Annotated in this window: 12 protein-coding genes, 1 tRNA gene and 1 pseudogene; 3 read left to right on the top strand and 11 right to left on the bottom strand. The window is 31.3% G+C overall.

What is annotated here, in order from left to right; translation table 11 throughout:
* Positions 1–945: 945 nt before the first annotated feature.
* The 5 genes from ACH2BP_RS08680 to ACH2BP_RS08660 all read right to left on the bottom strand — a co-directional run bounded on the left by ACH2BP_RS08680 (position 946) and on the right by ACH2BP_RS08660 (position 4,701).
* Positions 946–1,020 (bottom strand) — tRNA-Val (locus ACH2BP_RS08680).
* A gap of 59 nt (positions 1,021–1,079) precedes the next feature.
* Positions 1,080–1,454: a DUF4258 domain-containing protein gene (locus tag ACH2BP_RS08675; RefSeq protein ID WP_395058970.1), complete on the bottom strand. Its 375-nt coding sequence runs from the start codon at positions 1,452–1,454 to the stop codon at positions 1,080–1,082.
* Positions 1,455–1,502: 48 nt separating this feature from the next.
* Positions 1,503–2,696 carry an alanine dehydrogenase gene (locus ACH2BP_RS08670; protein ID WP_395058968.1) on the bottom strand — a complete coding sequence of 398 codons (1,194 nt, stop codon included), beginning with the start codon at positions 2,694–2,696 and terminating at the stop codon, positions 1,503–1,505.
* 36 nt (positions 2,697–2,732) lie between these two features.
* A complete protein-coding gene (gene tsaE / locus ACH2BP_RS08665) occupies positions 2,733–3,146 on the bottom strand; it encodes a tRNA (adenosine(37)-N6)-threonylcarbamoyltransferase complex ATPase subunit type 1 TsaE (RefSeq protein ID WP_395058966.1) in 414 nt (137 codons plus the stop codon).
* 1 nt (position 3,147) lies between these two features.
* On the bottom strand, positions 3,148–4,701 hold the full coding sequence (locus ACH2BP_RS08660; protein WP_395058964.1) for a PglZ domain-containing protein: 1,554 nt from the start codon (positions 4,699–4,701) through the stop codon (positions 3,148–3,150).
* Between the two features lie 138 nt (positions 4,702–4,839).
* On the opposite strand from ACH2BP_RS08660, the gene ACH2BP_RS08655 reads away from it, so the two are divergent.
* Entirely contained in the window at positions 4,840–6,885 is a 2,046-nt protein-coding gene (locus ACH2BP_RS08655) for a M13 family metallopeptidase (protein WP_395058962.1), read from the top strand.
* Between the two features lie 112 nt (positions 6,886–6,997).
* Here the strand turns inward: ACH2BP_RS08655 and ACH2BP_RS08650 are convergent, their stop codons facing one another.
* From ACH2BP_RS08650 to ACH2BP_RS08630, 5 genes and pseudogenes are all read right to left on the bottom strand, one after another.
* The gene (locus tag ACH2BP_RS08650) at positions 6,998–8,956 is read right to left on the bottom strand and encodes a TonB-dependent receptor plug domain-containing protein (protein WP_395058972.1); all 1,959 of its coding nucleotides are present in this window, start codon (positions 8,954–8,956) and stop codon (positions 6,998–7,000) included.
* A 108-nt stretch (positions 8,957–9,064) separates the two neighbouring features.
* Positions 9,065–9,415, bottom strand: coding sequence for a hypothetical protein (locus ACH2BP_RS08645; protein ID WP_395058960.1), 351 nt, complete (start codon positions 9,413–9,415; stop codon positions 9,065–9,067).
* 113 nt (positions 9,416–9,528) lie between these two features.
* Positions 9,529–10,765 (bottom strand): annotated as a pseudogene (locus ACH2BP_RS08640) (GTP-binding protein).
* 40 nt (positions 10,766–10,805) lie between these two features.
* A complete protein-coding gene (locus ACH2BP_RS08635) occupies positions 10,806–11,099 on the bottom strand; it encodes a hypothetical protein (protein ID WP_395058958.1) in 294 nt (97 codons plus the stop codon).
* Between the two features lie 682 nt (positions 11,100–11,781).
* The gene (locus tag ACH2BP_RS08630; RefSeq protein ID WP_395058956.1) at positions 11,782–12,132 is read right to left on the bottom strand and encodes a MerC domain-containing protein; all 351 of its coding nucleotides are present in this window, start codon (positions 12,130–12,132) and stop codon (positions 11,782–11,784) included.
* Positions 12,133–12,224: 92 nt separating this feature from the next.
* Between ACH2BP_RS08630 and ACH2BP_RS08625 the strand changes: the two genes are divergently transcribed.
* The gene (locus ACH2BP_RS08625; RefSeq protein WP_395058954.1) at positions 12,225–12,608 is read left to right on the top strand and encodes a Fur family transcriptional regulator; all 384 of its coding nucleotides are present in this window, start codon (positions 12,225–12,227) and stop codon (positions 12,606–12,608) included.
* A 70-nt stretch (positions 12,609–12,678) separates the two neighbouring features.
* Here the strand turns inward: ACH2BP_RS08625 and ACH2BP_RS08620 are convergent, their stop codons facing one another.
* Complete coding sequence (locus ACH2BP_RS08620) at positions 12,679–13,668, bottom strand: aspartate-semialdehyde dehydrogenase (protein WP_395058952.1); 990 nt, start codon at positions 13,666–13,668, stop codon at positions 12,679–12,681.
* A 200-nt stretch (positions 13,669–13,868) separates the two neighbouring features.
* On the opposite strand from ACH2BP_RS08620, the gene ACH2BP_RS08615 reads away from it, so the two are divergent.
* Positions 13,869–15,839 (top strand): metallophosphoesterase, encoded by a 1,971-nt coding sequence (locus tag ACH2BP_RS08615; protein ID WP_395058950.1) that lies wholly within the window; start codon positions 13,869–13,871, stop codon positions 15,837–15,839.
* Positions 15,840–15,843 lie beyond the last annotated feature (4 nt).

Genomic DNA, 15,843 nt, shown 5'->3' with positions numbered 1-15,843 from the left:
TCTTTTTCAGCAATATCAATCATCATATCAAAAATGATGGCTTTCTTATCGGCAACAAAAGCTTGTTGTTCTAAAAATGTTTTCTGCTTCTCTAGAAGTTTAACTTGTACTTCGAGTTCCATTACCTTCTGCTCTGGTGATTTCCCATACTAAATGGTGTTTGATTTTCCCAATCAAAGTTAGCAAACTTTCTCAACCATTGTACAATTGTGGAACGGGATTGAATAGAATATTCTTTTTTAATCGTGAAATAGTGGTTATTCTTTGTTCTATTTCTTGAACAATTTGTAATTTAAAAGACATACTTTAGTCTTTTGGAGTGCGCTTTACATAGCGAGGTTCCTGGGTGTGTTCCATCACGATGAATTTATGTATCGGTATTTTAGGACAAGACAGTAGCACTCGAACTGAAAAATAAAAATGACATTGCAAATATTAAGTCAAACATGAATCTAAAAGGTTATCATTTTCAATATATTAATGAAAACGAAGATTTATTTGCGCAATTTGTTGGTTAGTTTAAATGATTTTGGGTTTTTCGGAGTTATTTTACACTGTAAAATGAGAGTTATATTGCGAAATAGCAAAAGATTTACCTAGGTAGGTTTCAAATGGAGTATTGCCTCACAAACTATGTTGGGGACGAACGGTGTATTAATTATCTATTAAAAAGGGTTGTTTTTTCAAGAATTGTTTACTTGTAAATCTTTTAAATTTTTTATTTTTCATCTTTAAAGCAGTAACAAATTTGTATGAGTTCATGTTAAATGAATTTGATAAAATCAAATAATAAAAAACAAATCAAGAACAAAAAGTGTTTAATCAAATATTGCTCCAAAAGTATTTTATAAGAAATAAAAAAAGGTTTTAATCATCATTTTATAACTTTCGTTAACTAAATGTAGACTAAAACCATTGTATTGTACTGCAAAATTGGAGTTTTTGTGGGCGATGAGGGGTTCGAACCCCCGACCCCCTCGGTGTAAACGAGGTGCTCTGAACCAGCTGAGCTAATCGCCCTTATTGGGATTGCAAATATAACGCTTGATTTTATATAAACAACCTTTTTTTGAAATAAATTATTGTTTTTTTATCTCTCTCAAAACAACCTTATCCTCATAATTTTCTATAATTACTTCAATAGGTTGGTTTTTAGTGGTTTTACCTATAATTGTATATAACTTACCTTTTGAAATTTCAAGATTACTTCGATCAAAATCGACATCGCCATATTGTAAAGTATTCTTAACATCGATTGTATCTAACCAATCTTCTGCTAACTCTTTTGAAGCAATATCAGAATAATAAAATGGCTTTGATCTTAAATTATTTAAAACCCTATCGTTAGGGAAATAAGTACAACGGGTGTTTTTTCTGTTTAAGACAAAAAATAAAAAAACACAACCAACTAGGAATCCAAAAAGATAATAACTTAATCTATAAGAAAATTTCATTTTATATAATTTTCAGCAAAAGTAGCTAGAATTAACCAAATTTTGAATCTAAAATACAATTAAATTTATATCGCGATAAGTCAAATCGAACCATTCACCAATCGTTTTGTTGGTTAGAATTCCGTGGTAAAAATAAACTCCGTTTTTTAGACCTGAATCGCAACGAATTGCACTTTCTATTCCTCCATCATCAGCAATTTGAAGCAAATAGGGCGTGATAATATTACTGATGGATAAAGATGCGGTTTTAGAATATCTAGATGGAATATTGGGTACACAATAATGAATAACTCCGTTTTTTATAAAAGTAGGGTTTTCATGAGTCGTAATTTCTGAAGTTTCGAAACAACCGCCAGTATCAATACTCACATCGACTATAACAGCTCCTTTTTTCATGTGTTCTACCATAGTTTCAGTCACTACAATTGGTGTGCGATATTTTCCTCGCATTGCACCAATAGCAACATCGCAACGTTGTAATGATTTTAGTAATGTTTTATTTTGAATGGTTGATGTAAAAATCCTCTGATTCAAATTATTTTGTAAACGACGTAATTTTGTTATTGAATTATCAAAAACCTTTACACTTGCACCCAATCCTATAGCGGTTCTGGCTGCAAATTCTGCAACTGTTCCTGCTCCAAGAATAACAACTTCAGTAGGAGGTACGCCTGTTATGTTTCCAAAAAGCGATCCGTTTCCAAATTTACTTGCAGTTAGTAATTCGGCTGCAACAAGTACTGATGCTGTTCCTGCAATTTCGCTCAACGATTTTACAGCTGGAAAAGAACCATCTTCATCTTTAATATATTCGAAGGCTAAGGCGGTTATTTTTTTCTTTTTTAAGGCTTCAAAATACTCTTTCCTTCTTGTTTTTAGCTGAATAGCCGAAATAATAATTGTTTTAGGATTCATCATTTCGATTTCGACTAGTGTTGCAGGTTCCACTTTTAGAATAATTGGACAACCCAAAACTTTTTTAGTATCGTTGGTTATTTCTGCTCCTGCATCACTATAATTTTTGTCAGAATAACTCGAATTTTCTCCAGCACCAGCTTCTATTAAAACCCTGTGACCATGGCAAGTCATTGCATTTACAGCATCTGGAGTTAGGCAAATTCGACGTTCCTGATAAGAAGTTTCTTTGGGAATACCAATAAAAAGTTCGCTCTTGTGCTTAGCTATTTCTAATTTTTCTTCTTGCGGAAGTAAATCTTGTTTGCTAAAAGGTGTAATGGCCATGTTTTAAACTTATTTGGCACAAATTACGAAAATTTATTACATTTCTTTAAGTTCAATCAATCTTTTATCATTATTTAAAACAGAAATTGTAATCACCGAATGTTTTTCAGGAATTAAATCGGGTATTTTTTCTGACCATTCGATAAAACACCAATTCCCTGAATATAAATAATCTTCAATTCCCATATCAAGCGCTTCGTTTTGGTTTTTTAATCGATATACATCAAAATGATAAACTAATTGTTTATCATTTATTTGATATTCATTTACCAAAGAAAAAGTTGGGCTGCTTGTAGGGTTTTTGACTCCTAATTGTTTGCATAAAACTTTGATGAAAGTTGTTTTTCCAGCACCCATTTCCCCATTAAAAAGGATTACTTTTTCTGGATTGGAATCTAAAATTTGTTTTGCAACAGACTCTATTTCGTCGAGATTAAATTCTATTTTCATTTTATTTCTTAGGACTAAATACTAAAAAGGGGACAATAACTTCTTCGAGCGAAATTCCACCGTGTTGGTAGGTATTTCGGTAATAACTCACATAATGATTGTAATTATTTACATAAGCCAAAAAGAAATCATTTTTTGCAAAAATATAAACACTTGTCATATTTATAGATGGCAAACCAATTTTTTTAGGGTCTTTTACAGCATAAACGTCTTTATTTTCGTAAGTTAAACTTCGTCCAGTTTTGTAACGCAAATTGAGACTCGTGTTTTTATCTCCAATTACTTTCGACGGATTTTTACAATTTATTGTACCGTGGTCGGTTGTAATAATAAGTTTAAATCCTAGCTTTTGTGCTTGTTGAATAATTTCTAATAAGGGCGAATTTTTAAACCAACTTAAGGTTAATGAACGATATGCTTTATCATCTGAAGCCAATTCTTTTACCACATCCATATCAGTTTTGGCATGCGATAACATATCTATAAAGTTGTAAACGACTGTAACTAGTTTTTTATCTTTTAGAGATTTGAAATTTTCCGCTAGTTTTTTTCCGTTATTTAAATTGGTGATTTTAAAATATTCTTGCTCAATATTTAAACCATTACGTTTTAATTGTGCAGTAAGGAATTCAGCTTCATATAAATTTTTCCCACCATCTTCAACATCATTTTTCCAGTATTGTGGGAACTGTTTCTCCATTTCCGATGGCAATAAACCAGAGAAAATCGCATTTCTAGCATATTGCGTAGCTGTTGGAAGTATTGCAAAATAAGGAACTTCACTCTCTAGTTTGTAATGATTGTTAACTACACTTTCAAAAGATTTCCATTGGTCATAACGCAAATTATCAATTACTACAAAAAGTACGTTTTCTTCTTTTTTAAGTTCTGGAATAACTAATTTTTTGAATAAATCATGAGATTGTACTGGTTTGTCAGCTTTTGGCTCGAACCAATCCTCGTAGTTTTTTTCGATAAATTTTCCGAACAAATTATTTGCTTCTGCTTTTTGAGATTCCAGAATTTGAAACATATTTTGGTCATCTATATTCTCTAGTTCGAGTTCCCAAAATATTAGTTTTTTGTAAAAATCTACCCATTCTTCATAGGAATTTACCATCGACATTTCCATCGATATTTTACGAAATTCTTTCTGATAATCTAAAGTTGTTTTTTCAGAAATTAAACGAGAATGGTCTAAATTTTTCTTCAAACTCAATAATATCTGATTGGGATTGACAGGTTTTATTAAATAATCGGCAATTTTAGATCCAATCGCTTCTTCCATAATGTATTCTTCTTCACTTTTTGTAATCATAATTACAGGTATTGAAGATTTTTTTTCTTTCATTTCTGCTAATGTTTCCAAACCTGACATTCCAGGCATATTTTCGTCAAGAAAAACAATATCAAAATTCTCTTCTTGAAATATATCTATAGCATCACGACCATTATTACAGGTAGTTACAGTGTAATTTTTTTTTTCTAGAAATATAATATGTGGTTTTAGTAAATCGATTTCGTCGTCTACCCAAAGTATTTTAATGCTGTTCATAGCGTTATTTATGTTTTGAAGGTGCAATTTAATACTTATTAAACATAGGATTCTTAATTTTATTGTAAAATTAGAATGTAAGTTTTTAATACTTTCCCATAAACTTATATCTTTGAAGTATTATCAAATAATTTAACTATGAAATTTAATACAATTGCTTTACTTTTTTCAGGAGTAATTATGCTAACAGCAAGTTGCAAAAAGGAGAATGACTTCGACCCCAATGCTCCTGATGCGTTGACAACAAATCGTGATACATTAGTAAATCCTTCAGACGATTTTTTTATGTATGCAAACGGAGGTTGGTTTAAACAAAATCCTATTCCAAATTCTGAACGTAGCAACGGAATTTTTAGAACTATCCAAGATACAATAAACAATCAGGTAAAACAAATTTGTGAAAAATCGGCTGCTGCCAATGCAGATAAGGGTAGTAACAAACAAAAAATAGGTGATTTTTATGCTTCAGGAATGGACACCATTGCTATTAATAAAGCAGGTTTAACACCACTAAAAGGAGAGTTAGCTAAGATTGATGCAATTACCGATGTTCCTTCATTATTATCAGCAATGGCTCATTTGCATACGATTGGTGCAAGTCCAGCATTTTCTACTTATGTTGGCCAAGATGATAAAATAAGTACAAAGTATGCTGTATTTTTCTCTCAAGGTGGTTTAGGTCTTGGTAATAGAGATTACTATTTTAATACGGATAAAGAAACGGTAAATATTCGTTATGAATATGTTAAACACCTTGAAGCGATGTCTAAATTGATGGGGAATACTGATTTTGTTGCTAAAAACAGTGCTATTACCATTATGAAATTAGAAACCGATTTAGCAAAAGCTTCTAGAAAATTGGAAGCGCTTCGTGATCCAATTAAGAACTATAATAAAATGAGTGTTGCAGATTTGAATACAATCACAACAAACATGGCTTGGAACAAAACATTGCCATTAATGGGGATTAACAAAGCAGATTCTGTAATTGTTGGCCAACCAGAATTTTACAAAGCATTGAATACTATGATAAAAAGTTATTCTATAGCTGATTGGAAAACGTATCTAAAATGGGATTTAGAAAATACTTTTGCAACTTATTTAGGAAGTGCTATCGAAAAACAAAATTTCAAATTTTATTCGACTGTTTTAAGTGGAGTTGCCACTCAAAAACCTCGTTGGAAAAGAGTAGTAGAACAAACAGATGGATCATTAGGAGAATTAATTGGTCAAGTTTATGTTGATGAATATTTACCAAAAGGAACTAAAGAAAAATTGCTCGAAATAGGAAATAATATTCGTGATGTATATGCAGAGCACATCAAAAAAATAGATTGGATGAGCGAGCCAACTAAGAAAAAAGCATTAAGTAAGCTATCAAAAATAGTTATGAAAGTAGGTTTTCCAGACAAATGGAAAGACATGAGTTCTGTAACTATTACTAAAAATTCTTATTGTGCTAATGTGATGGCTGTAAATAAATGGTCACACAACGATATGGTTTCAAAATACGGAAAACCAGTAGATAGAACCGAATGGGGAATGTTTCCTCAAACTTATAATGCTTATTATAACCCAAGTAATAATGAAATTTGTGTACCAGCTTGTAATATTTTAGTTCCTGGTTTTGAAGGACGTATGCCAGATGATGCTGTCTTGTACGGAATTATTGGTGGTTCTACTTTTGGACATGAAATCACACATGGATTCGATGATCAAGGAAGTCAGTATGACGAAAACGGAAATTTAAACAACTGGTGGACAGCTGAAGATTTGAAAAAATTTCAAGCCAAAACAAAACTGATTGTAGCTCAATTTAACAAATACGAAGCTTTGCCAACTAAATTTGTAAATGGCGATGCAACTCAAGGCGAAAACATTGCCGATTTAGGTGGAGTTGTCATGGGTTACGAAGCATTTAAGAAAACGCCTCAATACAAAACCAATCAGAAAATTGCAAAATTATCACCAGACCAACGTTATTTCTTGGCTTATGGTTATGCGTGGATGGTAAATATTAAAAAAGAATCATTAGCACAACAAATGATGACCGATGTACATGCACCAGCAAAATTCAGAATTAACGGTCCATTAAGTAATATTCCTGAATTTTATAAAACTTTTAATATAAAAGAAGGAAGTAAAATGAGATTGCCAGAAAACGAACGTGTTGTTATTTGGTAGTATTTCGAAATGTTATAAACATAAAGAAACGAGGCAATTGCCTCGTTTCTTTATGTTTATAAATTAGTTTTCTTGCTGTTTCTTTCGTGTCTTTTGTATTAAATTAATTTTCTTACAACAAGAAACTAACACCCAAAACTATATTTCTTCCAATATTAGGAATACCATCGGTTTTTAGCCTAGAAAGATGAGAAATATATCTTTTGTCTAACATATTATTTGCATTTATAGAAACATCAAAGTTAGCTTTATTAAGGTGTACATTTCCTCCTAAACCTAGATTCACTAAGGTATAATCCTTACTTTTTGTTTCAAAAGTACTGTTGTTATTTTGTTTGAAAATACTTTCAATATTTACTGTTGCAAATCCTTTTTTAATCCAATTATTCATATTAAATTCAGTACGAATATTATTATTCCATTTGTTTGCAGGAATAAGAGGTAAATATTCTCCATTTTTTTTCTGACCAGTTACAGTTTCAAAACTACTAGTAATATGCAACCAATCTAACGGATGAGGATGAAAATGAATACCAAATTCTCCCCCGTATAATTTTGCATTGGTTTGAATATAATCGTACACATCGTTTCCATCGATTATATTTCCGTTCGGGGAGATAAATATATAGTTGTTAATGTGATTGTAAAAACCATTTGCGAAAAATTCGAAATGTGAGTTTCCGTATTCTAGATTTAAATCAGTTTGAATATTCTGTTCATTTTTTAGGTTAGAATTTCCAATCTCGTATCGATTGCTTCCTTCATGAACACCGTTTGAGGTTAATTCTGCCAAGTTTGGAGATCTAAATCCTGAGGCAACATTAAATCTAAAAGATAAATTGTCTGTTAGTTTTGTTTTGTAACCCAAAGAAGCATTAAAACTAGTATATTTTTTGTTGATGGCTTCAAAATAACCTTCTTCTCCTATAATTCCATGAGTTTCGGTATTAATTTTTCTTGTATCAAAACGAAATCCAGCTTGTATTACATTCGATTTCCATTCGTAATTAGATGTTGCCAAAGCTCCGATGTCATTGGTATTAGCATCAGGAATTAATAATTCTGTGCCCAAATTTTTATTGGTTTGACTCATTCCTTGTACACCAATAATGGTTTCTAATTTTCCGATTTTTGGTAAATAATATTTTAAATCATAGTTTAAAGTATTCAAATTCATATCTAAAACAGGAATTGTACTGTCTGCAAATTCCTTACGACTGTTAGAGATATAACCAAAATCGGCATCAAATTTCGAATTTTTGAAGAAAAAATTATTATGCAAACTTAAAATATGATTTACAACACCTTGTCTAGGATAATCAGGATCTCTCTTTCTAGTTTGTAAACCTATTTCTTCTGGAATTCCTAAATTTAAATTATTCAAATTATAACGTAAAACACTCGAGAATTTAGAATTGCTATAACCTAGAGCAGTTTTTACATCAGCTTCTTCAAAACGGGTATTGGTAACTAAACTATTATTCGGAACTTTATAATCTCCATGGTTATTATAGCCACCACGAATTAAAAACTTCCAATTTTCGGAAGATGATTTCAGTCCAAATGAAGTATTGCTTCCTTGCGTATTCGAAAAATATTTTTGACTAAAATCTGCTGAATAGGAATTGGGTTTGGCAAATTTTTCAGGGTTAAAGTACAAAACACCACCCAACGCATCAGAGCCATAAAGTAATGAAGCAGGTCCCTTTATAACTTCGACACTTTCTATTCCGCTATCGCTAAGTCCCAAACCATGTTCTTCGCCAAATTGCTGATTTTCTAATCGAACACCTTGTGTGTAAACCAAAACTCGATTGCCGCTTAACCCTCGAATAACAGGTTTTCCTATAGATGTTCCTGTAGATACTTGAGAAACTCCAGGAATTGAAGACAATCCTTCCATTAGCGTTGTAGCTCCTTTTTGTTGCAATTCTTTGATGCTTTTGTGTTCGATTTTCATCACATTTTGCGATTGAATTTTGTTAAAAGCATTGGATGATATTTTAACTTCATCCATTACATAAGGCTTGTCTTTATGGAGAGTGTCTTGTACGATTTGGGCATGAAGCATAACCGAAAACCCTAAGAATAGGGCAATTAAAAATGATTTCATATTAAATGATATTTTATTGTTTAAAATAAGTTGATTTTATTACTGAAACATTTCAGTAATAATAAATTAAACGATAAAAACGGGAGGAGCTCGAAGCGCAAAAAGACTTCCTTTAAAAAAATTGTTTATTTCTCTAGAATATAAAAAAGAATATCCAGTAGAAATTTGTTTTTTTATGAATTGAAAATAAGAAATATTAGAGGTAACAAATCCACCTAGAGTAAAATTACAAACAAAACAGTGGTCAAAATTATGATGTTGGTGGGTAATTTGAGAGCCTGAAGTTGGTTTGTGAAGGCAATGTTTTTCAGAAATTTGCTTTACCAAATGCTCATAACTATGTACCGATTGAAATAGTATCGAAAACAATACCACAATCGCTAATAATGAATTTATGATGACAAATTTCTTTTTCATACGAGGCAAATGTAATGAATATTAATTATCTTTATGAAAAAAGCAGCTCAATAAATTAGAGCTGCCTTCCAACTAACAAATTGACCAACCAAAGTCAATTTCTTTTAATATAGTTATTTATGAAATGTAATTTCGTTGTCTAATTCGACAAACTGTTTCTCAATCGGAAAATTATCATTTGTATCAAACATTTTATTTTGCATTAACATGATTTCTTCTTCGTTGCAAAGGCATTTTTCTAATTTCGAACGGACATCATTTTCATTCAAATTAATGCCAATAAAAACAATTTCGTTCATTCTGTCTCCAAATTCCATTGTCCAACGCTCTTCTATAATATCTTGATTGTCAACAAAATTTTGAAATTTAATTCGTTCAGAAAAAGGCATACTTGCCCACCAAACACCTGCTCCTTCTGCTTTAGACGAACCGCCAGCTTGGCTCCAATTAATGGCTTGTGCTGGTCGTGATGCTAACCAAAATAAGCCTTAACTTCTTATTATACTATTTGGGAAAGCGTTGTTTATAAAATTCCAAAATCGTTGTGGATGAAATGGTTTTTGGTCACGGAAGACAAAGGATGAAATGCCATACTCTTCAGTTTCCGGTGTGTGAATGCCTTCGAGTTCTTGCATCCAACCTGCCGAGGTTTCGGCTTCTTCATAATTGAATAATCCTGTATTTATAATTTCGTTTAGATTAACTTTCCCATATTCAGATGTTATAATTTTTGCGATAGGATTAAGCTTTTTTATAGTTGCTAACAAAATTTCTCGTTGCTTCTGGGTAATTAAGTCAATCTTGTTTAGTATAATTACATTTGCAAATTCGATTTGATCAACTAGTAAATTTAATCGTTCGGTTATCATTTTCGATATTGGTTGCTTTTATTTCCTCGAGTGATTGTGCTGAACTAAAATCTCTGAAAAAGTTAAAACCATCAACAACAGTTACCATTGTATCTACATAACTAAAACGAGATAAATCTATATTTTCGTCTTCGTTTACAAACGAGAAAGTTTGTGCCACAGGAATTGGTTCAGAAATGCCAGTGCTTTCGATTAATAAATAATCAAAACGATTTTCTTTAGCCAATTTTTCTACTTCGATCATTAAATCTTCACGCAACGTGCAACAAATACAACCATTGCTCATTTCGACCAGTTTTTCTTCGGTTCGAGAAAGTGTCATTTCGTTTTTGACTAATTGAGCGTCTATGTTTACTTCGCTCATATCGTTTACTATTACGGCGACTTTCAACCCTTCTTTATTATGAAGAATATGATTTAATAAAGTGGTTTTTCCTGCTCCAAGAAAACCTGAAAGTACGGTTACGGGTAGTTTTTTCAATGTTTTTGATGATTAATTTTTAAAAGAGTTATATTACTAACTAATGAGATTTTGTAGTCAATTTTTTTGTAACTATCTTGAAATAAATAGTACCCTTGTTTGTTATAATAGCATCATAAAAATATGCCTCCCTTATATATAATTTTTGCATAATTGGATTTAGTTTCAAAAAACGAAGTACATCATATTCTTCTTCAACAGAATCTACTTTATATGCCGTTTCAATAGATTTGCCGTTGCCAGATTTTAATATCCTATTAATTTTTATAGGAGGAGTAGGAATAAATGCCATTAATGAAATGGAAAGAGATAATAGGATAAATACGTGTCTCATATTTTTTTATTGCAATTAAGTTGCAAATATAAGATAGTTTTTCAATAACGCAACATTGTTGCGATAATTTTAATTTAAAAATGTAATATTATATTTATGTTATTTTAGAAAGAATTAGGATTCATTTATATTATTTTAAAATTGCTATTTTATATAATTGTTTTGCCTAAATAATTAATTGTAAGTATAAAGCGTCTTATTGTAACTGTACATTCATAAAACCGTGGCCTGAAACCGCAAATTTAGTTTGTCTTTCAACTTTTGTAACACGTTTAATTACATTTCCTGTAGTGCTAACCAGATAATGATTTTAGCCTTCTGGCTTTTGATGTTGTAGGGCGTATTCGTTTCCTGCTAAATACACGTTTATCTTGTGTTTTTCAAAAATGGGGAAAAATGTTTTACTAACATCAAGTATCTTATCTCGATTTGCATCAATTCTATAGATTGGATGTTGGCCAAGTACTATTTTCTATGTAGCTGTGGTTGTTTCAAGAGTATTTTCTAACCAAGTAATTTGTGTTGTATAATCTTTTTTTTCAAGATCACTATGGCTCTTTCTAATTAATGTTTCATCAAATATTTGTCACCAATTAGTTTAGCTTAGATAGTGTTTTGATGTAAATTACTAGAATTTAAGGTGAGTATAAACAAAAATATTAGTAAAGTTGTATTTTTGATTCTAATGATGCTTCTGATTGTTGAAATTTAATAAATGCTCAGTAATCATTCCGATTCCACCAATTAAAATCAGACATAAATCATTATTCAAAATTATTTCTAAAATGACTCCGATTATTACTAAAAGAATAGAAAATCCTAGAATAATTTTAATTTTTTTAGTTGTATTACTCAAAATTATTTTAGAAACTATGAACATTCCAATACATGCAAATGCAACAACTAACCAGTAATTTTGAATAAATCCAATAGGAAGAATTGTCAATAATGGAAAAATTAAGCAGTGTGCTAGACAAATTGTTGCGCTGGAAATTCCTAAAATATCTAAAATTGAAGTTGGTTTTAGTTTCATTTATAATTATATTTGCTTATTGCAATTAAATTGCAAATATATAATAATCATCTTCATTAACGCAATTTTATTGCATTAATAATTAACATAATATGAAAACTACTAGAAAAACTGCTGCAAAAACGGCAATTTTAGAGTTAATAACTAATTCAGAGGTTGCATTATCACATATAGAAATTCAAAATTTATTGGGTAGCATTTGTGATAGAGTTACGATTTATAGGGTTCTTGATAGGTTGGTTTATGAAGATTCAATACATAAAATAGCAACTCTAGATGGAACTATAAAATATGCTAGTTGTAATCATCAAAATGAAAATCATACTCATTCGCATCAGCATATTCATTTTAATTGTGAGAAATGTTTGTCTGTAACCTGTTTAGAAAATGTAGAACCCATTTTTAAAATTTCTGAAAAATATAAAGTAAAAGAAATGAATTTTACGTTGACAGGATTATGCCCTAATTGTAATTAGTAGTTTATAAAAATTAAAAATCCGTTTCACTAAAATAGCAAAACGGATTTTAATAAATATTTTATATTTTTTACACTAAACTATTCTTAACTAAATATTCAGCAATTTGTATTGTATTTGTAGCAGCTCCTTTACGAAGATTATCAGCAACAATCCACATGTTTATTGAGTTGGGTTGGCTTTCGTCACGACGAATTCTTCCAACAAAAACATCATCTTTTCCTTGTGCATACATGGGCATCGGATAGGTGTAAGTGTCATTATTATCTTGCACTACAACTCCTGGTGTATTGTGCAAAAGCTGACGCACTTCATTCACATCAAAATCATTAGAAAACTCGACGTTTACGGCTTCGCTATGTCCTCCAACAATTGGCACACGAACAGCAGTAGCAGTTACGGCAATAGTTCTATCATCTAATATTTTTTGAGTTTCGCGAACCAATTTCATTTCTTCTTTGGTATAACCATTTTCTTCAAAACTATCACATTGTGGAATGGCATTTCTGTGAATTGGATATTTATAAGCCATTTCACCTGAAACTCCTGCATATTCATTTTCTAGTTGTTGTACAGCTTTTACTCCAGTACCTGTAATAGACTGATAAGTTGAAACAATGACACGTTTAATATTGTATTTTTTATGTAAAGGAGCTAAAACCATCACCAATTGAATAGTGGAACAGTTTGCATTTGGAATAATTTTGTCTTCTTTTGTTAATATAGAAGCGTTTATTTCTGGAACAACCAGTTTTTTAGTTGGATCCATTCTCCAAGCTGATGAATTATCGATTACAGTTGTACCAGCTGCGGCAAATTTTGGTGCCCATTCTAAAGAAGTTTCTCCACCAGCAGAAAATAAAGCAATATCAACTTTCATATCTACCGCGGTTTGCATTCCTACTACTTTATATTTTATACCTTTAAATTCTATTTCTTTTCCTACAGATCTCTCTGAAGCAACAGGAATCAATTCGGTTACAGGAAAATTTCTTTCGGCTAAAACTTGAAGCATTACTTCGCCAACCATTCCGGTTGCACCAACAACTGCAATTCTCATAATTTTTATATTAAATTTCGTAGTGCAAAAGTAATTAATAATTAAATTCAAAAACAAAAATCCTTTACAATAATGTATGTTTAGTGTTTACAATAGCATAAAAAAAAATTAAACTTTCATTTACGAAATGATAACATTACAAATAATTTAATAAAAGTCTAGATTCTCTACTTTTGCATCACACAACTAAAAATGAAAAAATGAAAAAAAATTATTTTGCTATGTTTTGCATAGTAATACAAAGCATGATGATGTCACAAACTACGCTTGTCAATACAGGTTCATCATGGAAATATTTAGACAATGGTTCTAATCAAGGTACTGCTTGGAGTGCAACAACAATAGATGAAACGAGTTGGTCACAAGGTAATGCTCAATTGGGTTATGGCGATGGAGATGAAGCAACCCTAGTTGGTTATGGTGCCAGTTCTACAAATAAATATATTACAACTTATTTTAGAAAAACATTTTCAGTTGCTGATGCGAGCTTGTTTTTAAATTATACTTTGAATGTAAAAAGAGATGATGGTGTAGCGGTTTATGTAAACGGTAATGAAGTTTATAGAAATAATCTGGCCGCAGCAGCATCAAATACAACTTTAGCAGCACTCGCAAGCGATGATGGAGCTACTTTTCAATCTGTAACATTACCAATAGGAACATTTGTAACAGGAAACAATACGATTGCTGTAGAAATTCATCAAAATGCAGCCAACAGCTCAGATATTAGCTTTGATCTTGGACTTGTCGGAAATATAACTGCTCCGCCAGTTGTTACTGCGCAAAAACATATTCGTTGGGGAACCTCAAAAAATCCTTTAGAAGGATTAACCATTTCATGGACAAATTCAACAGCAGCTACAACCGACCAAATAAAATGGGGATACACAAATTCTTATGAGCAAGGAATTACAAATATTGTTTCTAGAGCAGGTTATGCAGCGGCAACAAATAAATTTTTTAGTTTTACGTTTCCTGGAGTATTATCATCAAACGCAACAATATATTATTCGTTATATGATTCTGTAACTAGCACATGGACGACCCAAAAAACATATATAACTTCTCCTCCTTTAAATGTTAATGCTTTTTCTTTTGCAGCAGTAGGGGATAGTAGAACAAATGTAAGTGTTTGGAATAATGTTTCCACTTTAATAAATGGTAAAAATCCTGCATTTGTAGTTTTTAACGGTGATATTGTTGATACAGGTAGTTCAGCATCACAATGGGACGCTTGGTTTGACAATGGGACAAATTTAATCAACAATAAATTAATCCTTCATGCACAAGGAAACCACGATGTAGCTTCCGCATCTTACTATCAGAATATTTTTGATTTACCAAAAAACAATGTTCCTACGACTGAATTATATTATTCAGTTGATTATGGTGATGCTATTTTTATCTGTTTAAACTCTGAAACTCCAGCGGACACAGCCCAAAGAACTTGGCTTACAAACACTTTAGCAGCAAACGCAAGTAAAAAATGGAAAATCGTTTCGTTTCACAGACCTTTTTATACTGTAGGACCACACGCTGGCGAAATGGATGCCTATTGGAATACATGGTTTAAGGCATTTGATGATTATGGAGTAGATTTAATTTTAACTGGTCATGATCATTTGTATGAAAGATTTAAACCCATTAACAGAAATGTAAGTACAACTGCTCCTGTAGCAAATTATGGCAGTTTAGCTGGTGAAGGTAGATGCCAAGTGGTTTGTGGAGGTGCTGGAGCTCCTTTATATACAGCTGGAACTTCTTCATTATTACAATCGTTCAAATCAGATTATCATTATGTAATGTTTGATGTTACAAATACAACGCTGTGTGGTACTGTTTATGATGATTCTAATGTTGTTATCGATAATTTTTGCATCAACAAACCTTATTTATCTACGGATACTCCAAAAGGAATTTTTTATCCAATAAAGTTGTATCCAAATCCTGTTAAAGACATATTCAAAGTAGAATATTCTTCTCCAAATACAGGTGATGTGATAATAAATATATACGATATAAAAGGCAAGCTTGTAGCAACAGAAAAAGCAACAAAATCATCAACTGAATTTACATACAGTTATAATGCTACATCATTAAATGCAGGAGTATATGCTTTTGAAATTCAAATGGAAAATCAAAAAGACACTTCAATAATGATTCGTGAATAATTAT

It is taken from the genome of Flavobacterium sp. (assembly GCF_043756175.1).
Taxonomy (GTDB): Bacteria; Bacteroidota; Bacteroidia; order Flavobacteriales; family Flavobacteriaceae; genus Flavobacterium.
Note: the sequence above shows the minus strand (reverse complement) of the source record. Positions and strands in the feature narration are given on the sequence as shown.